At 73.6% G+C, this 19,197-nt stretch carries 20 protein-coding genes; 12 read left to right on the top strand and 8 right to left on the bottom strand.

The features are described 5' to 3' along the window. Positions 1 to 4 precede the first annotated feature (4 nt). Positions 5 to 982, bottom strand: coding sequence for a carbohydrate kinase family protein (locus tag ACFXHB_RS35735; RefSeq protein ID WP_380579643.1), 978 nt, complete (start codon positions 980 to 982; stop codon positions 5 to 7). Between the two features lie 249 nt (positions 983 to 1,231). On the opposite strand from ACFXHB_RS35735, the gene ACFXHB_RS35730 reads away from it, so the two are divergent. Both ACFXHB_RS35730 and ACFXHB_RS35725 read left to right on the top strand, forming a co-directional pair. Beyond that, the gene (locus ACFXHB_RS35730; RefSeq protein WP_380579641.1) at positions 1,232 to 1,450 is read left to right on the top strand and encodes a hypothetical protein; all 219 of its coding nucleotides are present in this window, start codon (positions 1,232 to 1,234) and stop codon (positions 1,448 to 1,450) included. 115 nt (positions 1,451 to 1,565) lie between these two features. Further along, on the top strand, positions 1,566 to 2,270 hold the full coding sequence (locus tag ACFXHB_RS35725; RefSeq protein ID WP_380579639.1) for a hypothetical protein: 705 nt from the start codon (positions 1,566 to 1,568) through the stop codon (positions 2,268 to 2,270). A gap of 62 nt (positions 2,271 to 2,332) precedes the next feature. Here the strand turns inward: ACFXHB_RS35725 and erpA are convergent, their stop codons facing one another. After that, positions 2,333 to 2,686 carry an iron-sulfur cluster insertion protein ErpA gene (erpA, locus tag ACFXHB_RS35720; protein ID WP_030391519.1) on the bottom strand — a complete coding sequence of 118 codons (354 nt, stop codon included), beginning with the start codon at positions 2,684 to 2,686 and terminating at the stop codon, positions 2,333 to 2,335. A 245-nt stretch (positions 2,687 to 2,931) separates the two neighbouring features. On the opposite strand from erpA, the gene ACFXHB_RS35715 reads away from it, so the two are divergent. Next, entirely contained in the window at positions 2,932 to 3,801 is an 870-nt protein-coding gene (locus ACFXHB_RS35715; RefSeq protein WP_380579636.1) for a GNAT family N-acetyltransferase, read from the top strand. A 195-nt stretch (positions 3,802 to 3,996) separates the two neighbouring features. On the opposite strand, the gene ACFXHB_RS35710 is transcribed toward ACFXHB_RS35715, so the two are convergent. The 3 genes from ACFXHB_RS35710 to ACFXHB_RS35700 form a co-directional block, all read right to left on the bottom strand. After that, positions 3,997 to 5,364: a pyridoxal phosphate-dependent decarboxylase family protein gene (locus ACFXHB_RS35710; protein ID WP_380579634.1), complete on the bottom strand. Its 1,368-nt coding sequence runs from the start codon at positions 5,362 to 5,364 to the stop codon at positions 3,997 to 3,999. Between the two features lie 241 nt (positions 5,365 to 5,605). Next, positions 5,606 to 6,070, bottom strand: a complete 465-nt coding sequence (locus tag ACFXHB_RS35705; RefSeq protein WP_380579632.1) for an Lrp/AsnC family transcriptional regulator — start codon at positions 6,068 to 6,070, stop codon at positions 5,606 to 5,608. A gap of 127 nt (positions 6,071 to 6,197) precedes the next feature. Further along, positions 6,198 to 7,121, bottom strand: coding sequence for an NADP-dependent oxidoreductase (locus ACFXHB_RS35700; protein WP_380579630.1), 924 nt, complete (start codon positions 7,119 to 7,121; stop codon positions 6,198 to 6,200). Between the two features lie 223 nt (positions 7,122 to 7,344). On the opposite strand from ACFXHB_RS35700, the gene nadA reads away from it, so the two are divergent. Next, positions 7,345 to 8,529 (top strand): quinolinate synthase NadA, encoded by a 1,185-nt coding sequence (nadA, locus tag ACFXHB_RS35695; protein ID WP_380579628.1) that lies wholly within the window; start codon positions 7,345 to 7,347, stop codon positions 8,527 to 8,529. Positions 8,530 to 8,604: 75 nt separating this feature from the next. Here nadA and ACFXHB_RS35690 read toward each other — a convergent pair whose 3' ends face one another. Both ACFXHB_RS35690 and ACFXHB_RS35685 read right to left on the bottom strand, forming a co-directional pair. Further along, complete coding sequence (locus ACFXHB_RS35690; protein WP_380579626.1) at positions 8,605 to 8,898, bottom strand: hypothetical protein; 294 nt, start codon at positions 8,896 to 8,898, stop codon at positions 8,605 to 8,607. 37 nt (positions 8,899 to 8,935) lie between these two features. Then, the gene (locus tag ACFXHB_RS35685) at positions 8,936 to 9,739 is read right to left on the bottom strand and encodes a PspA/IM30 family protein (RefSeq protein ID WP_380579624.1); all 804 of its coding nucleotides are present in this window, start codon (positions 9,737 to 9,739) and stop codon (positions 8,936 to 8,938) included. Positions 9,740 to 10,039: 300 nt separating this feature from the next. Here ACFXHB_RS35685 and ACFXHB_RS35680 point away from each other — a divergent pair, with 300 nt between their 5' ends. Both ACFXHB_RS35680 and ACFXHB_RS35675 read left to right on the top strand, forming a co-directional pair. Further along, on the top strand, positions 10,040 to 10,639 hold the full coding sequence (locus ACFXHB_RS35680; RefSeq protein ID WP_380579622.1) for a DUF3043 domain-containing protein: 600 nt from the start codon (positions 10,040 to 10,042) through the stop codon (positions 10,637 to 10,639). A 158-nt stretch (positions 10,640 to 10,797) separates the two neighbouring features. Further along, entirely contained in the window at positions 10,798 to 11,538 is a 741-nt protein-coding gene (locus ACFXHB_RS35675; RefSeq protein ID WP_380579672.1) for a class I SAM-dependent methyltransferase, read from the top strand. A 158-nt stretch (positions 11,539 to 11,696) separates the two neighbouring features. Here ACFXHB_RS35675 and ACFXHB_RS35670 read toward each other — a convergent pair whose 3' ends face one another. Then, positions 11,697 to 11,900: a hypothetical protein gene (locus tag ACFXHB_RS35670; protein WP_380579620.1), complete on the bottom strand. Its 204-nt coding sequence runs from the start codon at positions 11,898 to 11,900 to the stop codon at positions 11,697 to 11,699. Positions 11,901 to 12,100: 200 nt separating this feature from the next. Between ACFXHB_RS35670 and cobU the strand changes: the two genes are divergently transcribed. The 6 genes from cobU to ACFXHB_RS35640 all read left to right on the top strand — a co-directional run. Further along, positions 12,101 to 12,673 carry a bifunctional adenosylcobinamide kinase/adenosylcobinamide-phosphate guanylyltransferase gene (gene cobU, locus ACFXHB_RS35665; protein ID WP_380579618.1) on the top strand — a complete coding sequence of 191 codons (573 nt, stop codon included), beginning with the start codon at positions 12,101 to 12,103 and terminating at the stop codon, positions 12,671 to 12,673. Positions 12,674 to 12,701: 28 nt separating this feature from the next. Next, positions 12,702 to 13,817 (top strand): nicotinate-nucleotide--dimethylbenzimidazole phosphoribosyltransferase, encoded by a 1,116-nt coding sequence (locus ACFXHB_RS35660; protein ID WP_380579616.1) that lies wholly within the window; start codon positions 12,702 to 12,704, stop codon positions 13,815 to 13,817. Between the two features lie 133 nt (positions 13,818 to 13,950). Next, complete coding sequence (locus tag ACFXHB_RS35655; protein ID WP_380579614.1) at positions 13,951 to 14,748, top strand: adenosylcobinamide-GDP ribazoletransferase; 798 nt, start codon at positions 13,951 to 13,953, stop codon at positions 14,746 to 14,748. A 301-nt stretch (positions 14,749 to 15,049) separates the two neighbouring features. After that, positions 15,050 to 16,555 carry a leucyl aminopeptidase gene (locus tag ACFXHB_RS35650; RefSeq protein ID WP_380579612.1) on the top strand — a complete coding sequence of 502 codons (1,506 nt, stop codon included), beginning with the start codon at positions 15,050 to 15,052 and terminating at the stop codon, positions 16,553 to 16,555. Between the two features lie 429 nt (positions 16,556 to 16,984). After that, positions 16,985 to 18,373 (top strand): dihydrolipoyl dehydrogenase, encoded by a 1,389-nt coding sequence (gene lpdA, locus ACFXHB_RS35645; protein ID WP_380579610.1) that lies wholly within the window; start codon positions 16,985 to 16,987, stop codon positions 18,371 to 18,373. A 56-nt stretch (positions 18,374 to 18,429) separates the two neighbouring features. After that, positions 18,430 to 19,197 (top strand): biotin/lipoyl-containing protein (locus ACFXHB_RS35640; protein ID WP_380579608.1); only part of this gene is annotated, 768 nt, incomplete at its 3' end.

The raw sequence follows: 19,197 nt of genomic DNA, 5'->3' as shown, positions 1-19,197 counted from the left end.
CGGGTTACTTGACCAGGAAGGCCCGGACCTCCGCCGCGGCCTCGGCGCCGTAGGCGTCCTCGAAGCGCTGCAGGAAGGCGACCGGGCGCAGCTCGTACTCCTGGGTGCCGACGGTCTCGATCACCAGGGTCGCGAGCATGCAGCCGATCTGGGCCGAGCGCTCCAGGTCCAGCTCCCAGGAGAGACCGGCCAGGAAGCCGGCCCGGAAGGCGTCGCCGACACCGGTCGGGTCCACCTTGGCCTCCTCGGGCGCGCAGCCGACCACCACCGGGGGCTCGCCCTTGCGGTCGATCCGCACCCCCTTGCTGCCGAGGGTGGTGATCCGGGTGCCGACCCGGGTCAGGATCTCCTCGGCGTCCCAGCCGGTCTTGGTCTCGATCAGCGCGGCCTCGTACTCGTTGGTGAACAGGTACGCGGCGCCGTCGACGATCTCCCGGATGTCCTCGCCGTCCAGACGGGCCAGCTGCTGGGACGGGTCGGCGGCGAAGGCGAAGCCGCGGGTGCGGCACTCCTGGGTGTGGCGGACCATGGCCTGCGGGTCGTCGGCGCCGATCAGCACGAGGTCCAGGCCGCCGACGCGGTCGGCGATCGGCTTGAGCTCGATGTTGCGGGCCTCCGCCATGGCGCCGGTGTAGAACGAGGCGATCTGGTTGTGGTCCTCGTCCGTGGTGCACATGAACCGGGCGGTGTGGCGGGTCTCGGAGATGTGGACCGAGCGGCAGTCCACGTTGTTGCGCTCCAGCCAGCTGCGGTACTCGGCGAAGTCCGCGCCGGCGGCGCCGACCAGGATCGGGCTCAGGCCGAGGACACCCATACCGAACGCGATGTTCGGCGCGACACCACCGCGACGGATGTCGAGGGTGTCGACCAGGAAGGACAGCGACACGGTGTGCAGCTGCTCGGCGACGAGCTGGTCGGAGAACCGACCGGGGAACGTCATCAGGTGGTCGGTCGCGATCGAACCGGCGACGGCGATACGCACGGGAAGTCTCCTCAGGAGGGCGGCATGGCCACAAATAGCAAGGGGCGGAACCCACTCACGGTACCGGGCGGGGGGCGGGCCGCAGCAAGACCGCCTGAATTGGCACCGGACACCGTCGAACGTGTACTACCCCCGGGTAACCCTGGCCGGGGCCGGACGGGCGGCCTAGGGTCGCAGACAGGGGTCGGACCAGGCCCTGACCGAGCCGTGGCAGTGCGGCCGCGGCACCGTGGATCGGAGCGATGCCCGATGATGCCCAGTCACCACCCACTGCGTGTCCCGCCTGGCCTGCGGGGCGACACCGACGGCGAGACCCTGGACTCGCTGGTGGACTCCTCGCGACAGCTGCGCCGGTTCTGGCCGCTGCTGGCGACCGGCCCGGAGCCCGGCACCCCCGCCCGGCTCGGCATCAGCGTCCCGTCCGGGGCGCTGCGGGTGGTCGCGGGAATGGCCGAATACGGCGTCTGATCCCACCCCGGGGGCGGCCCGCGGGACGGCGGGAACCGGATTCGTCCGAGGCGCGTCACATCCGCGCGGTGCGGCCGTCGAGGCGGTGCCGCTGAACCCTCGGGAGGATGTTCAGATGGATCTGGAGACGATGCCCCGACGCACCGGTGGAGCACGGGCCGGCCGGTCGCGCGGACGGCGGGCGGCGGTGCTGACGGGTCTGCTGCTGGCGGCCGCGGCGGTGGCCGGGTGCGGTGGCGGCGACGGCAAGGCCGCCGCGGACTCGGCGTCCGGCTCGACGCGGGCGACGGCGAGTGCCACGCCCTCCCCCGGCGGCTCGGCCCCGGCGACCTCCCCGGCCGCGCCGTCGGCCTCCGCCACGGCCTCGCCACCGGTGACGACCCCGCCGGCCGATCCCTCGGCGAACACGCCCGCCCCCCGGCCGACCGGCCCGGCGCAGTCCCCCACGCCGGCGCCCACGCCCCCGGGCATCGCGGTCGGGGAGCCTGATCCGAACGGGCCGGTCCACCCCGCGATCACCTACCGGGTGGACGGCAGCAAGCTCACGGTCTGGTTCTACGGCGGGATCTGCGAGAAGTACGCGCTGAAGGCGGACGAGTCCAAGCCCGGACGGGTGGACGTCCGGGTCACGGTGGCGGCCCCGATGCCGGCCGGGCAGGCCTGCGCCGAGCTGGCCAAGCGGCAGACGGTGACGGCCGAGCTGAAGCAGCCGTTGATGGGCCGGGCGGTGACGGACCTCGCGACCGGTCAGCCGGTGCCCCTGGAGAGCGACCCGCACGTCGGCCCGGACCCGACCGGCCCGGAGATCGGCGGGAAGTAGGACGGTACGGAAACGGCGAGGGCGGCCCCGGAGGATCCGGGGCCGCCCTCGCCGTCTGCCGACTAGCTGAACGAGTCGCCGCAGGCGCAGGAGCCGGTGGCGTTCGGGTTGTCGATCGTGAAGCCCTGCTTCTCGATGGTGTCCACGAAGTCGACGGTGGCGCCGCCGAGGTACGGGGCGCTCATCCGGTCGGTGACGACCTTCACACCGTCGAAGTCCTTGAGCACGTCGCCGTCGAGCGAGCGCTCGTCGAAGAACAGCTGGTAACGCAGGCCGGAGCAACCACCGGGCTGGACGGCAACGCGCAACGCGAGGTCGTCACGGCCCTCCTGCTCCAGCAGGCCCTTGACCTTGGCCGCGGCGGCATCGGTAAGGAGGATGCCACTCTCGACGGTGGTCTCGTCCTGGACGGTCATCTGCTTTCTCCCGGTCTTGACGACGGTCTGCCGCCAGTGCCAACCAACGACCGCCCGGATTCATTTCCCGGACGGCGGTGCAATTTCGGTGGCCTTCGGCGGCGGATGATTTCGTGGGCCGGGTGTGCCACCCGCTCCCCTACGCTCCCCATGCTCGCACAACCCGCGCGGGTCGGACACCGCCCCGGCCACCGATCCGGCGGAACCGGCCCCGGGCGGACACCCCGGCGGCCAGGATGGTGGGCATGCTCCTGCGCCTCGTCCAGGACACCGCCGCCGACGCGGAGGCCGTCCAGCACATCGCCCGCGCCTCGTTCGCCTCGCTCGCCGACTCCCCCGGCACGGCCGGGCGGGAGCGGCCGCCGGTCCACCGGCTGGCCCGGATCAGACACCTCGTCCGCACCGACCCGCAGGGCTGCTGGCTGGCGGAGCACGACGGCGAGCCGGTCGGCGCGGTGCTGTCGCTGCGCCGCGAGGGCCTGTGGATCCTGGCGCTGCTCGTAGTGCGGCCCGAGGCGCAGGGCCGGGGCCTCGGGCGGCTGCTGCTGGAGCGGGCCACCGTGTACGGGCGCGGCTGCCTGCGCGGGATGCTCTGCGCCTCGCCGTCCCCGGCGGCGGCCCGGCGGTACCGGCTGGCCGGGTTCACCCTGCACCCGGCGATGACGCTGAGCGGGCGGGTGGACCGCGCCGGGCTGATCGACCCCGGGGACATCCCGGTGCACCCCGGCAACGCCACCCACCGGCACCTGCTGGACTCGGTGGACCGGCGGCTGCGCGGCGCCGCGCACGGGCCGGACCACGAGCTGCTGCTGGCCCACTGCGACGAGCTGCTGATCGCCGACGCGCTGGCCGGCAGCGGCTACTGCTACCGGGACGGCGGCGAGGTGAAGCTGCTGGCCGCGACCTCGAAGCGGATCGCCGCCCGGCTGCTGCGCGAGGCGCTGGCGCGGGTGCCGGACGGCGTGGAGGCCCGGGTGGAGTACCTGACCGCCGAGCAGGAGTGGGCGCTGGACGTCGGTCTGGAGGTGGGCCTGACCCCGGGCACGCGGGGCTACCTGGGGCTGCGCGGGATGCGCCCGCCCGCGCCCTACCTGCCCAACGGCGCCCTGCTGTGACCGACGACCACACCCCCGCCGGGCGGGCCGGCGAGGGTGTCGACGGGCCACGCGCCCCCGGCCCCACGGGCTTCGCCCGCGAGCCAAAGGGGCGCGCCGGCGCCGAAAGGGAGGAGCGAGGAGGCCCTGAGGAACGAAGGGCATCGGAGCGACGACCGTCGGCGCCGGGCCGAGCGCCCCGGCGGCGAACGGGCCTTAGATCATCGTGTCCAGGATCTCCCGGACCATCTCCATGGTCGTGCCCGGGTGCAGGAAGGCGAAGCGGGCGACCGTCTCACCGTCCCAGCCGGTCGGGGTGACGAAGCCGATCTGGTCCGCGAGCAGCTGCTGCGACCAGCGGTAGTAGTCCTCGTTGGTCCAGCCCACGCGGCGGAAGCAGACCGCGGAGAGCTGCGGGTCGAACAGCAGCTCCAGGTGCTCGGTGTCGCGGATCAGCCGCGCGGTGTCGCGGGCCAGGGTGAGGCCGGTCTCGATCGCGTCGGTGTAGGCCTGGGTGCCGTGCACGGCCAGCGAGAACCAGAGCGGCAGGCCGCGGGCGCGCCGGGTCAGGTGGTAGGCGTAGTCGGTGGGGTTCCACTCGTCGCCCTCGGTGTGCAGCACGTCCAGGTAGGAGGCGTCCTGGGTGTGCACGGCGCGGGCGAGCTGCGGGTTGCGGTAGATCAGCGCGGCGCAGTCGAACGGGGCGAACAGCCACTTGTGCGGGTCCACCACGAAGGAGTCCGCGTGCTCGATGCCGTCGTAGCGGGCCCGGACGGAGGGGGCGAAGAGGCCCGCGCCGCCGTAGGCGCCGTCCACGTGGAACCAGAGGTCGCGCTCGCGGGCCACCTCGGAGAGGCCCTGGAGGTCGTCGATGATGCCCTCGTTGGTGGTGCCGGCCGTCCCGACGACGGCGATCACCGTCTCCGGGTTCGGGTCGGCGGCCAGGGCGGCGCGCAGCGCCTCACCGGTGAAGCGGCGGTCGACGGTGGGGACCTTGAAGGCCTCCACGCCGATGATGTTGAAGGTGTTCTTGACCGAGGAGTGCACCTGGTCGGCGACGGCGATCCGCAGCCGGGCCTCGGGGCCGACGCCCAGCCGGCGGCGGGCGGTGTCGCGGGCGACCACCAGGGCGGAGAGGTTGCCGGCCGAGCCGCCGGACACGAAGGTGCCGCCGGCCGACTCGGGCATGCCGGCCCGGTCCGCGATCAGGCGCAGCACCTGGTTCTCGGCGGCGATGGCGCCGGCCGCCTCCAGCCAGGAGATGCCCTGGAGCGAGGCGCAGGAGACGACCATGTCGAAGAGCAGGGCGGCCTTGGTCGGCGCGCACGGGATGAACGACAGGTAGCGCGGGCTGTCGGCGGAGATCACCGCGCGGGAGAGCTCGTGGTCGTAGAGCTTCAGCACGTCGGCCGCGTTGTTGCCGTCCGGGTTGAGCAGCCCGGCCAGCTGGGTGCGCAGGTGCTCGCCGTCGCCGGGGTGGTCGAGCGGGACGGGGTCGTACTGCAGCCGCTCCCGCATGTAGTCGAATACCAGGTCGACCAGCTCGTTGTCGGGCCGGTGCATGCGGTCGGGGGCTGCGGACACGGGGGTCCCTCTCGGCTGTGGGGTGTCGGGGGAGGGCCGGCGGGGCGGGACGTCTCACCGCTCCGCCGGTTGTGATCAGCCTAGGCAGCGCGAGGCCTTCGCCGCGCGTCCGAACGCGGCTGGTCAGGCAGGTTTCGAGCGTCTTCGCCGGGGCGGGCGCAGGATTCCTGCGCAGGCCCCGGGGCGGGCCGCGGCCGGCGGCCGGAGCGGCCCGCCGGGGGGCCGCGATGGTCCGTTCGGGTCAGCCGATGAGCTGGGAGAGCACGACCGAGGAGCGGCTGCGCTGGACCCCGGGCTCGCGCCGGATGCGCTCGATCACGGCCTCCAGGTGCCGCGTGTCGGCGGCCCGCAGATGGACCAGCGCGTCGGGGTCGCCGGTGACCGTCCAGGCGGCGACCACCTCCGGGAACTGGCGCAGGCTCGCCAGGATCTCCTCCGGGGCGGTCCGCTCGCGGCAGTAGACCTCGACGAAGGCCTCGGTCTGCCAGCCGAGCACCGAGGGGTCGAGGACGACGGTGAAGCCGCGGACCACCCCGCGCGCCCGCAGCCGGTCGATCCGGCGGCGGACGGCGGTGGCGGAGAGGTTCACCTGCGCGCCGATCTCGGCGTACGAGGCCCGGCCGTCGCTGCCCAGCCGGGCGAGCAGGAGACGGTCGGTCTCGTCGAGGACTGCCCCGACCGTCTCGTGTGCTCGACTGCTGGTCATCGGTGCGGGGCTCCACAGGTCGTACGGGGGGGCGGCGGGGTCGGCAGCCGCCGAAACGGTTCTGCACCATTCTGGCGGATGACAGGACCGAGTCCACCGCTGGCAGATGACCGCTCGCGGTCCGTTCTCAGTCCACCAGGAGCACGATCTTCCCCCGGGTGCGGCCCTCGGCGCTGAGCGCCTGGGCGGATCCGGCCTGCGCGAGCGGGAAGGTCGAGGCGACGGTGACGGTCAGCCGGCCCTCGTCGGCGAGCGCGGCCAGCTCGGCCAGGCCGGCGGCGTCGGGGCGGACCCAGACGTAGTGGCCGCCGAGCGCCCTCACCCGGTAGTCGGCGACGGAGGCGATCCGGGACGGGTCCGCGACCAGGGCGGCCGAGACGTCGAGGGCACCGCCGCCGACCAGGTCGAGGGCGGCGTCCACCCCGTCGGGGGCCAGCGCCCGGACCCGCTCGGCCAGCCCCTCCCCGTGGGCGACCGGCTCGGCGCCGAGGCCGCGCAGGTAGTCGTGGTTGCGCGCGCCCGCGGTGCCGATCACCCGGGCGCCGCGCGCCGCCGCGATCTGCACGGCCAGGTGCCCGACGCCGCCGGCCGCGGCGTGCACCAGGACGGTGTCGCCCGCCTTCACCCGCAGCGCCCGCAGGCCCTGGAGGGCGGTGAGCCCGGCCAGCGGCAGGCCGCCGCTCCGCGCCCAGTCCAGGGCCGCGGGCTTGCGGGCCAGGGTGCGGACGGGTGCGGCGACCAGCTCGGCGTAGGTGCCGTGCTCGACGGTGTCCTTGCGCACGTAGCCGTAGACCTCGTCGCCGGGGGCGAACTCGGTCACCCCGCCGCCCACCGCCCGGACCACCCCGGCCGCGTCCCAGCCCATCACCAGGGGGAAGTGGGCGTCCAGCAGGCCGTCCAGGGCGCCCTCCCGGACCTTCCAGTCCACCGGGTTCACCCCGGCCGCCCGGACCTCCACCAGGACCGAGTCCGGCCCGACCTTGGGGTCCGGCAGATCGAGGTACTCGACCACCTCGGGGCCGCCGTAGCGGCGGATCGCGATTGCCTTCATGGACCCAGCCAATCCCGGCCGGGCCCGGACCGCGGGTCGGCCACGCCGGACCTCGTCATATCGTGCCTCCGGCAGCACCGAACGGGTCCCGAGCGGCAAGCGGTTCTCGTCACATCGACAGGATGGCCATCGTCAGTCTGACGCTAAGCGGTTATCATAGATAACGTCAGATAGACGAGAAGGCCTGCACCGACTGATCGGCCGCACAGAAGGGCACCCGCCCGTGACCACCACCATCACCGAGACCTACGGCGTCGACCCCACTCCGACGCCGCTCGCTCTGCTGCTGCTCGGCCGTGAGGCCGACCCGAACAGCGAGCGCGGCGTCGAGTGCCCCGGCGACCTCCCCGCCGCCTCCGACCCGGACCTCGTGGCCCGCGCCCGGGCCGCCAAGGAGGCACTCGGGGAGCGCGTCTTCATCCTCGGCCACCACTACCAGCGCGACGAGGTGATCGAGTTCGCCGATGTCACCGGCGACTCCTTCAAGCTCGCGCGCGACGCGGCCGCCCGCCCGGAGGCCGAGTACATCGTCTTCTGCGGCGTGCACTTCATGGCAGAGTCCGCGGACATCCTCACCGGCGACGCCCAGCAGGTCGTCCTGCCGGACCTCGCGGCCGGCTGTTCGATGGCCGACATGGCCACCGCGGAGCAGGTCGCCGAGTGCTGGGACGTCCTGGCCGACGCCGGCATAGCCGACGTCACCGTCCCGGTCTCGTACATGAACTCCTCCGCCGACATCAAGGCCTTCACCGGCAAGCACGGTGGCACCATCTGCACCTCCTCCAACGCGCAGCGGGCCCTGGAGTGGGCCTTCGAGCAGGGGCAGAAGGTGCTCTTCCTGCCCGACCAGCACCTGGGCCGCAACACCGCGGTGCGCGAGCTGGGCCTCTCGCTGGACGACTGCGTGCTCTACAACCCGCACAAGCCGGGCGGCGGCCTGACCGCCGAGCAGCTGCGGAACGCCAAGATGATCCTCTGGCGCGGGCACTGCTCGGTGCACGGCCGGTTCTCGCTGGACTCGGTCAACGACGTCCGCGAGCGCGTGCCGGGCGTCACCGTGCTGGTGCACCCCGAGTGCAAGCACGAGGTCGTCGCGGCCGCCGACATGGTGGGCTCGACCGAGTACATCATCAAGGCGCTGGACGCCGCCGAGCCCGGCTCCAAGTGGGCCATCGGCACCGAGCTGAACCTGGTCCGCCGGCTCGCCAAGGCGCACCCGGACAAGGAGATCGTCTTCCTGGACCGGGCGGTCTGCTTCTGCTCCACGATGAACCGGATCGACCTGCCGCACCTGGTCTGGGCGCTGGAGTCGCTGGTCGAGGGCCGGGTGCCGAACGTGATCCGGGTCGACCCGGAGACCGAGAAGTACGCCAAGGCGGCGCTGGACCGGATGCTCGCCCTGCCGTAGTCCGCCGCACGCCGAAGGGCGGGCCCCTCCGCGGTGGAGGGGCCCGCCCTTGCGTCTGGCGCGAGACGGCGGCTACTACTCGGGAAGGCCGGGGATCAGGCCGTCACCCTCGGCCCGCAGCAGCTGCCGAACCTGGTCGATCGTCGCGTCGGCATCCGGGAGGATCAGGTCGGAGGGCTCCAGCGAGGCGTCCGGCAGCGCGGTGCCGAACTCCTTGACGGCGCCCAGCAGCTCCCCGAGCGCTCGACGGAAACGCTCTTCGTCCCCCGACTCCAGCGCGGCGAGAAGCTCCTCGTCGAGCTCGTTCAACCGGTTCAGATGGGCGTCGCCCACCTCGAACTGGCCCTCGCCCATGACCCGCATGATCATGCCGTGCGTCTCCCTGGTTCGTGGGGTGAAGCTCAGGTCACTTGTTGTAGTTGATCCGCGGGCTGTCCGGCTGGGCGTCCTGCGGCTGCGCCTTGCCCGGCTCGATGGCCTGCGGACCGGAGGCCGGCGAGCCACCCGTCAGTTCGGCCTTCATCCGGGCCAGCTCCAGCTCGACGTCCGAGCCGCCGGCGACCCGCTCCAGCTCCGCCTCGATGTCGTCCTTGCGGCCGAGCCCGCTGGCGTCGTCGAGCGCGCCGGAGGCCAGCAGCTCGTCGATCGCACCCGCGCGGGCCTGCATCTGGGCGGTCTTGTCCTCGGCCCGCTGGATCGCCAGACCGACGTCGCCCATCTCCTCGGAGATGCCCGAGAAGGACTCGGCGATCCGGGTCTGCGCCTGGGCCGCGGTGTAGGTGGCCTTGATCGTCTCCTTCTTGGTGCGGAAGGCGTCGACCTTGGCCTGCAGCCGCTGGGAGGCGAGCGTGAGCTTCTCCTCCTCCGCCTGGAGCTGCTGGTACTGCACCTCCAGGTCGGTGATCTGGGACTGCATGTTCGCCTTGCGGGTCAGGGCCTCGCGCGCGAGGTCCTCCCGACCGAGCGAGAGCGCCTTGCGGCCCTGGTCCTCGTACTTGGCGGACTGCTGCTGCAGCTGGGTCAGCTGCAGCTCCAGGCGCTTGCGCGAGGTGGCCACGTCCGCGACGCCGCGACGCACCTTCTGCAGCAGCTCCAGCTGCTTCTGGTACGAATAGTCGAGCGTCTCACGGGGATCCTCCGCCCGGTCCAAGGCCTTGTTCGCCTTGGAGCGGAAGATCAGCCCCATACGCTTCATGATTCCGTCGCTCATGGGCCTCGGGTGCCCCCTTCTCCGGCCTGCGGTCTCTATCTCGTTACCAGACACGACGAGTGTATGTGCAGCGAGCCCGTCGCCGCAGTGCACCTGCCTGCAACAAGACTGCTACAGCGATCCCCGCGGCGGCCTCATCCCCCGGGTGGATCCGTCCCTCATCCCACCCACCGTCCACCGGAGTGATCCCCTACGGGACGCCCCCCGAAAACCCGTTCCGGGCCCGGACCGGCACGATCGATATGCGTTTGGGTCCGAGGGCACCCGTGGAAGCGGCCGCGCACCCCGTACGCTGGTGGTGTGTTCCGACGCCGTTCAGATGATGCCGCTGCCTCCGCCGCCGTGCTGGAGAAGCAGGACGAGACGACCCAGACCCGCGACCCGCAGGCGAAGAAGGGCCGGCCCACGCCCAAGCGCAGTGCGGCCGAGGCCAACCGGCGCACCCGGGTGACCGTGCCCAAGGACCGCAAGGAGGCCTCCCGCCAGGCGCGCGAGCGCATGCGCAGCGAGCGCGAGAAGCAGCGCACCGCGCTGCTGGAGGGGGACGAGCGGCACCTGCCGGCCCGTGACAAGGGCCCGGTGCGCAAGTTCACCCGCGACTACGTGGACGCCCGCTGGTCGCTCGCCGAGTTCTTCCTGCCCGCCGCCGTGGTCATCCTGGTCCTGAGCATCGTCAAGGTGCCGGCCCTCCAGCTGCTCTCCACCCTGCTCTTCCTGGCCTTCTTCGTCCTGGTGGTGCTGGACTTCGTCCGCCTCGGCTTCGGGCTGCGCAAGCAGCTCACCGAGCGGTTCGCGGGCCAGAACACCCGCGGCGCGGTCGCCTACGGCCTGATGCGCATCCTGCAGATGCGCCGGCTGCGCCTGCCCAAGCCGCAGGTGCGGCGCGGAGAGAAGCCCTGACCGCCGAACCGGTGGACTCCGGCTGGGCCCCTCCCGCCTGGGAGGGGCCCGGCCTGTACGCGCTTCCGGGCCAGGGGGACGGCGGCCACGACCGGATCGCCCAGGAGCGCCGGCTGCCCTCGCGCAGCGGCTCCTTCGCCGGCGGCACCGGCCCGTGGCTGGAGCGCCTCGGCGGCCTGCGCAACCTCGTCCGACAGGAGCTGGTCACCCGGCAACTGGCCGAACAGCTGGCCGGCCGCGCCGAACAGCGCGTCCTCGACATCGGCTGCGGCCAGGGCACCCAGGCGCTGCGGCTGGCCCGGGCCGGCCACTACGTCACCGGGATCGACTCTGACCCGGTCGCGCTCGGCGTCGCCCAGGGGGCGCTGGCCGAGGAGCCGCCCGAGGTGCGCGGCCGGATACAGCTGCTCAGCGGCGACGGCCACCAGTGCGGGCGCTGGTTCGGGCCGCGCAGCTTCGACGTGGTGCTCTGCCACGGTGTCCTGATGTACCTGCCGGACCCGGACCCGATGATCGCCTCGCTGGCCCGGCTGCTGGCCCCCGGCGGGCTGCTCTCGCTGCTGGTGCGCAACCGCGACGCGCTGGCCCTGCGGCCCGCCGCCGCCGGGGACTGGCGGGCCGCCCTGCACGCCTTCGAGAGCGACCGCTACTACAACCGGCTCGGGCTCGCCGCCCGGGCCGACCGGATCACCGACCTCGCCGTCACCCTCTCCGAGGTGTCCGTGCCGCTGCGGCACTGGTACGGCGTCCGGGTGTTCACCGACAACGCGCCCGACGACGCGGCGCCGCCGGTGGACGGCCGGCAGCTGGCCCAGCTGCTGGACGCCGAGGAACGGGCCGGCCGCACCGATCCGTACCGGCAGGTCGCCGCGCTGCTGCACGTCGTCGGCGCCAAGTAGCCGGATCTTCGCGCGCCCGCCTCCGGGGCACTCGACCCGGTGCCGACGGCCGTCGCGCCAGGGCCGCTGAAGCCCCGGGGCCCCTCGCGCTCTCCCTTTCGGCACCGGCGCGCCCCTTCGGCCCGGCGCGGCCCCTCCGCTTGGCGGGAGGTACGGGCTCAGGCCTCGTGCAGGCTCATGGAGTAGATCTCCCGGCCGTCGTCGAGCAGGACCGCGGTGTCGACGCCGTCCTCGGCCAGCTGCTTCCAGCTCTCCCCGATCCAGGTCTCGGCGTCCCCCTGGCCGGCGAACTCCTCCTCCTGGCCGCCGCTCGGGGCCACCGCGGTGCCGTCCGCCTTCTCGTACCGCCACGTCCAGACCATGTCCGGCTCCTCCCACTGACGACCTGTGCGCTGCCTGCGTGCTGCGCACCTTAGCCTGCCCGGCCCGATCTTCCGTATGCCTGGCGGGGACGTCGTTGTCATGCCCGACCGGGACCGGGTCGCCGTTCCCGGCGGCGCCGGGCCGCCGGCCGGTCCGCCCCGACCGGGACCGCGCGGCGCGGCCTTGGCAGGATGGCCGTATGGCAGCCCACCCCGCACTCCCCCGCACCCTGGTCCTCGGCGGCGCCCGGTCCGGCAAGTCCACCAAGGCCGAGCAGCTGCTCGCCCGGTACCCGGACGTCCTGTACGTGGCGACCAGCGGCAGCCGGGACGGCGACACCGAGTGGGCGCGGCGCGTCGCGCTGCACCGCGACCGTCGGCCGGTGAGCTGGCGCACCGCCGAGACCTGCGACCTGGAGGCGGTGCTGGCGGACACCGCCGACCCGGCGCCGGTCCTGATCGACTGCCTGGCGCTCTGGCTGACCGCGGTGATGGACGAGTGCGGCGCCTGGGACGACGCGGTCTGGGAGGACGGCGGCGAGGCGGCGGTGCAGCGGCGCTGCGAGGCGCTCGCGCGCTCCTGGGCGGCCACCGCACGCCCCGTCATCGCGGTCAGCAACGAGGTGGGAATGGGTGTCGTCCCGGCCACCGCCGCGGGCCGCCGCTTCCGGGACACCCTGGGCCGGCTGAACATGGCGGTGGCCGACGCCTCCGAGCGTGTGCTGCTCGTCGTGGCGGGGCAGGTTCTGACGGTCAAGCCCGCCGCAGGCTGAGCACCTGCGGCGTGTAGCCTTCCGACCGATGGACACCACCGTGGATCTCGATACGTTCTCCTCGCTCGTCGAGCGCCCCGACGAGAGCGCCCGGCGGGCCGCCGAAGAGCGCTGGCAGGCGCTGGACCGGCCTCGCGGCGGGCTCGGCCGGCTGGAGGAGCTGGGCAGTTGGCTGTCGTCCGTACAGGGGCGCTCCCCGGTGCGGCCGCTCGCGGCGCCCAAGGTGCTGCTGTTCGCCGCCGATCACGGGGTGGCGGCCCTCGGGGTGTCCCGGCTGCCCGCGCAGGGCGGCACGGCCGCCCGGGTGCGGTCGGTCCTGGACGGCACCGCGCCGGTCGCCCTGCTCGCCCGGCGCTTCGGCGCCGAGGTGCGGGTGGTGGACGTCGCGGTGGACGCGGACCCGTCGGACTTCCCGGCCGAGGTCGTCGCGCACCGGGTGCGGCGCGGCTCCGGCCGGATCGACACCGAGGACGCGCTGAGCGCCGAGGAGACCGTCAAGGCCTTCCGGGCCGGGATGGCCGTCGCCGACGAGGAGGCCGACGCCGGCACCGACCTGGTACTGCTCGGCGACCTCGGGGTCGGCGCGACCACGGTGGCGGCCGTCCTGGTCGGCGCGCTCTGCGGGACGGACGCGGCCGCCGTGACCGGGCGCGGTTCGGGCATCGACGACCGGGTCTGGATGGTCAAGTGCGCGACCGTGCGGGACTCGCTGCGCCGGGCCCGACCGGTCCTCGGCGACCAGCTGGCCCTGCTCGGCGCGACCGGTGGCGCCGACTTCGCGGCGATCACCGGCTTCCTGCTGCAGGCCGCCGTACGCAAACTCCCGGTGGTGCTGGACGGTGTGGTCTCGGCGGCCTGCGCGCTGGTCGCGCAGCGGATCGCGTTCCGGGCGCCGGAATGGTGGCGGGCCGGGCAGTCCACCGGCGAGCCGGCCCAGGCCAAGGCCTACGACCGGCTCACCCTGACGCCGCTGCAGGAGCAGGAGATCACCATGGGCGAGGGCGTCGGCGCGCTGATGGCGCTGCCGCTGCTGCAGGCCGCGGCGGACGCCCTGGCCGAGCACGCGCCCGCCCCGATCCTGCCGGCGGTGCCCAAGGAGCAGCCGAAGCTCCCCTCGGCGGCGGAGCTGCTCGGCCGGGACTGACCTCTCGGCCCCGCCCGACGGCCGGGCGGGGCAGCGCCGTCTCGGGGCAGCGCCGTCTCGGGGCAGGGCCGTCGCGGAGCGCGGCGCGACACGGGGCCGCGCCCCGACGTACGGATGTGAGGAGCGGCGGGCCATGCGGGACGGGTCACCGGAGGCGCCGGCCGGCTGGGGCGACGGGCTGCGGTTCGCGTTCGGCACGCTCTCGGTACTGCGGGTACGGGTCGAGCGGTGGGACCGCCCGACGGCGCGCCTGGCGATGACCGCGGCGCCGGTGGTCGGCCTGGTGCTGGGGGCACTGGCCGCCGCCGCGGGCGCCTCGGTGGCCTGGCGCGCGGGCGAGCCGCTCGGCGCGGTGACCGCCGTCGGCGTCCTGGCCGCACTGACCCGGGGCCTGCATCTGGACGGTCTGGCCGACGTCGCCGACGGCCTGGGCAGCGGCAGACCGGCGCAGGACGCGCTGCGCGTCATGAAGCAGTCCGACATCGGTCCGTTCGGCGTGCTGACGCTGGTGCTGACACTGCTGGCCCAGGTCGCCGCGCTGGCCGGACAGTTCGACGCCTCGCCGGGCCGCGGCGCGCTCGCGGTGCTCGCCTCGGCGACGGCCGCGCGGTGCGCGCTCGCCTGGGGGTGCGCGCGGTCGGTGCCGGCCGCCCGGCCGGGCGGGCTCGGCGCGATGGTGGCGGGTACCGTGCCGCCCGGCGCGGCGGTGGCGTCGACGGCCGGCGCGGCGGTGGTCCTGGCCGCCCTCGGCCTGCTTGACGGATGGTCAGCCCTGCTGCTGCCCCTGGCCGTTGCGGTCGGCCTCGGCTGTTCCCTGCTGCTGCGGCGGCGCTGCGTACACCGGTTCGACGGCATCACCGGGGATGTCCTCGGCGCGATGGCGGAGACCGCCGCGACCGGCACCCTGGTCGCCCTCGCGCTCCTGGGCTGAGGCCCACCGCGGGTCCCCGGACCGGACGGTGGGACACCGGGCGGCGCGTGATCCCAGCATGCGGACTACCATGCGGGGAGCACCGCAGCCCTGCACCGTCGCAGGTCCGCCCGGCCGTCGCGCGTCGAGGAGCCGGGGCTTCTGGTGTGTGCGGCCGCCGCGAACGGTGGACGCACGCGCCAGGGGCCCCGGACCCGGCCCGCTCCGGCCGGACGGCCCGCAGTGGCGGCCCCGGGCTGCGCCGGTGCGGCAGCCGTGCCGTCACCGGTGCCGTGGACCGCGATAGAACAGGACGCATTACGTGACTGCATTGTCTGTGAGCACCTCCTCCGCCGCCTCGCTGCGCGCGGACGCGCTGGTGATCGGTGTGGCGAAGGGCCCGAAGGGCATCGTGCTGGCGCCGGGCGCCGACGCCGTGGGCGAGGCGTTCGAGGGCAAGCTGACCGAGGTCCTCACCACCCTGGGCGCGACCGGCGCCGAGGGCGAGGCCGTCAAGGTCCCCTCCCCCGCCGGCCTGAAGGCCGCCCTCGTGCTCGCGGTCGGCCTCGGCGAGGCCACCGACGGCGGCTACGGCCTGGAGACGCTCCGCCGCGCCGCCGGTGTCGCCGCCCGCACCCTGACCGGCAGCAAGAAGGCCGCGCTGGCCCTGCCGGCCGAGTCCGCCGACGAGGTCGAGGCGGTCGCGCTGGGCGGTCTGCTCGGCTCCTACTCCTTCGGCACCTACAAGGGCAACGGCAGCGCCAAGGAGCCGGTCGGCGAGCTGGTGCTGCTGACCGCCCGCAAGGGCAGCAAGGACGCCAAGGCCGCCGTCGAGCGCGCCCTGGTCGTCGGCGAGGAGATGAACCGCGCCCGCGACCTGGTCAACACCGCGCCGAACGACCTGAACCCGAAGGGCTTCGCCGCGATCGCCCAGGCCGCCGGCAAGGAGCACGGCCTCAAGGTCGAGGTGCTGGACGAGAAGGCGCTGCTCAAGGGCGGCTTCGGCGGCCTGCTCGGCGTCGGCAACGGCTCGGCCAACCCGCCCCGGCTGGTGAAGGTGGCCTACACCCACCCGAAGGCCAAGGCGAGCCTGGCATTCATCGGCAAGGGCATCACCTACGACTCGGGCGGCATCTCGCTCAAGCCGGCCGGTCACAACGAGACCATGAAGTGCGACATGGCCGGCGCCGCCGCGGTGTTCGCCGCCGTCGTCTCCGCCAAGCGCCTGGGCCTGGCCGTCAACGTCACCGCGTGGCTGGCGCTGGCCGAGAACATGCCGTCGGGCACCGCCACCCGCCCGGGTGACGTGCTGCGGATGTACGGCGGCAAGACCGTCGAGGTGCTGAACACCGACGCCGAGGGCCGTCTGGTGCTCGCCGACGCCATCGTGCGGGCCGGCGAGGAGAGGCCGGACGTGATCGTCGACGTCGCGACGCTGACCGGCGCGATGATGCTGGCGCTGGGCAGCCGCACCTTCGGCGTGATGGCCAACAACGACGAGCTGCGCGAGACCCTGCACACCGTCGCGGGCGAGGCCGGCGAGCAGTCCTGGCCGATGCCGCTGCCGGCCGAGCTGCGCAAGGGCATGACCGAGTCGACCATCGCCGACCTCGCCAACATGGGCGAGCGGATGGGCGGCGGCCTGGTGGCCGGCCTGTTCCTCAAGGAGTTCGTGGCCGAGGGCATCGACTGGGCCCACCTGGACATCGCCGGCCCGGCCTTCCACGAGGGCGCGCCGTTCGGCTACACCCCCAAGGGCGGCACCGCGAGCGCGGTGCGCACCCTGGTCCGCTTCGCCGAGCGGACCGCGGCGGGCGACAAGGCCTGATCCGGGGTTCGGACGGACGGGGTCCCGCGCGCTCGCGCGGGACCCCGTCCGCGTTCCCGCCGCCGGACGGCCCGGCGACCCGCCCGCGGCGCCGTTACCTGCGGGTAGAAAGCCGTACCTCGCCCGCACCCGTGTTCGCTGTGGGCGAAACTTTGTTTCACGGTGCGGAACCGAGTGCGGCCCGGCCCGCCGAAAACCCCGCCCCCGCCGCTGTCAACCCCGCGCTGAGCTGCGATGATGCCCTTCAGTCGAGGGCATTCCCGCCCCTGTGACCACCCTGTGGGACACCCCTGGGGTGGACCCGGACATCAGCTGCCGTGAACAAGTGCGAAGATGTATTTCCGGCACGACTGGGCGCCTCACAAAGGCTTCCGACCCACCGGACCGCGACCGGCCCGGCGACCCACCCCATTGCATGGAGGACGTGACGTGGCGAACGACGCCAGCACCGTTTTCGACGTAGTCATTCTCGGAGGCGGAAGCGGCGGTTACGCCGCGGCGCTCCGCGCCGCTCAGCTGGGTCTGAGCGTCGCCCTGATCGAGAAGGGCGAGCTGGGCGGCACCTGCCTGCACCGCGGCTGCATCCCGACCAAGGCGCTGCTGCACGCCGCCGAGATCGCGGACGAGACGAAGGAGGCCGCCGAGTTCGGCGTGCTGGCCACCTTCCAGGGCATCGACATCAACGGTGTCCACAAGTACAAGGACGACGTCATCGCCGGCCTGTACAAGGGCCTGCAGGGCCTGGTGGCCTCCCGCAAGGTGACCTTCATCCAGGGCGAGGGCAAGCTCTCCTCGCAGACCTCGGTGGACGTCAACGGCCAGCGTGTCGAGGGCCGCCACATCGTCCTCGCCACCGGCTCCGTGCCGAAGTCGCTGCCGGGCCTGACCATCGACGGCGACCGCGTGATCTCCTCCGACCACGCGCTCAAGCTCGACCGCATCCCGAAGTCCGCCGTGATCCTCGGCGGCGGCGTGATCGGCGTCGAGTTCGCCTCGGTCTGGAAGTCCTTCGGCGTCGACGTCACCATCGTCGAGGCCCTGCCGCACCTGGTCCCGCTGGAGGACGAGAACTCCTCCAAGCTGCTGGAGCGCGCGTTCCGCAAGCGCGGCATCAAGTTCGAGCTCAAGGCCCGCTTCTCCGGCGTCGAGTACACCGAGACCGGTGTGCGCGTCTCCACCGAGAACGGCAAGCAGATCGACGCCGACCTGCTGCTCGTCGCCATCGGCCGCGGCCCGGTCTCGGCCGGCATCGGCTACGAGGAGAACGGCGTCGCGATGGACCGCGGCTACGTGCTCGTCGACGAGTACATGCGCACCAACGTGCCCACCATCTCCGCCGTCGGCGACCTCGCCCCGACCCTGCAGCTGGCCCACGTCGGCTTCGCCGAGGGCATCCTGGTCGCCGAGCGCCTGGCCGGCCTCAAGGCCGTGCCGATCGACTACGACGGCGTCCCGCGCGTGACCTACTCCAACCCCGAGGTGGCCTCCGTCGGCATCTCCGAGGCCAAGGCCGTCGAGCTGTACGGCAAGGAGAAGGTCGTCACCCTCAAGTACAACCTGGCCGGCAACGGCAAGAGCAAGATCCTGAAGACCGCCGGCGAGATCAAGCTCGTCCAGGTCAAGGACGGCGCCGTGGTCGGCGTCCACATGGTCGGCGCCCGGATGGGCGAGCAGGTCGGCGAGGCTCAGCTGATCTACAACTGGGAGGCTCTGCCGGCCGAGGTCGCGCAGCTCATCCACGCGCACCCGACCCAGTCCGAGGCCCTGGGCGAGGCGCACCTGGCGCTGGCCGGCAAGCCGCTGCACGCGCACGACTGATCGCGCCCCACACCCCCCATTCCAGTACGCAAGACTTGATAGGAGTCGCTGAAACCATGGCGGTCTCAGTAACACTGCCCGCGCTGGGCGAGAGCGTTTCCGAGGGCACCGTCACCCGTTGGCTGAAGGCCGAGGGTGAGCGCGTGGAGGTCGACGAGCCGCTGCTCGAGGTCTCCACCGACAAGGTCGACACCGAGATCCCGGCCCCGGCCTCGGGCATCCTGGCCTCGATCAAGGTCGGCGAGGACGAGACCGTCGAGGTCGGCGCCGAGCTGGCGATCATCGACGACGGCTCCGGCGCCCCGGTGGCCGCTCCGGCCGCCGAGGCCGCGCCGGCCCCGGTCGCCGCCCCGGCTCCGGTCGCCGCGCCGGCCCCGGTCGCGGAGGCGCCCGCCGCTCCCGCCCCGGTCGCCGAGGCCCCGGCCGCGCCGGCCGCTGCTCCGGCCGCCGACGCCACCCCGGTGCTGCTGCCCGCGCTGGGCGAGTCGGTCACCGAGGGCACCGTCACCCGCTGGCTGAAGGCCGAGGGTGAGACGGTCGAGGTCGACGAGCCGCTGCTCGAGGTCTCCACCGACAAGGTCGACACCGAGATCCCGTCGCCGGTCGCCGGCGTCGTCGTGAAGATCCTGGTCGGCGAGGACGAGACCGCCGAGGTCGGCGCCCAGCTCGCGCTGATCGGCACCCCGGGTGCGGCTGCCGCCGCTCCGGCCCCGGCTGCCGCCCCCGCCCCCGCCCCCGCCCCGGTCGCCGCGCCGGCTCCGGTCGCTGCCCCCGCCCCGGCTCCGGTCGCCGCGCCGGCTCCCGTGGCCGCGCCGGCCCCGGTC

This window comes from Kitasatospora sp. NPDC059327, from assembly GCF_042752535.1.
In the GTDB taxonomy this organism is placed as follows: domain Bacteria; phylum Actinomycetota; class Actinomycetes; order Streptomycetales; family Streptomycetaceae; genus Kitasatospora.
The sequence above is the reverse complement of the archived record's forward strand: the minus strand, read 5'-3'. Positions and strand labels throughout refer to the sequence as shown.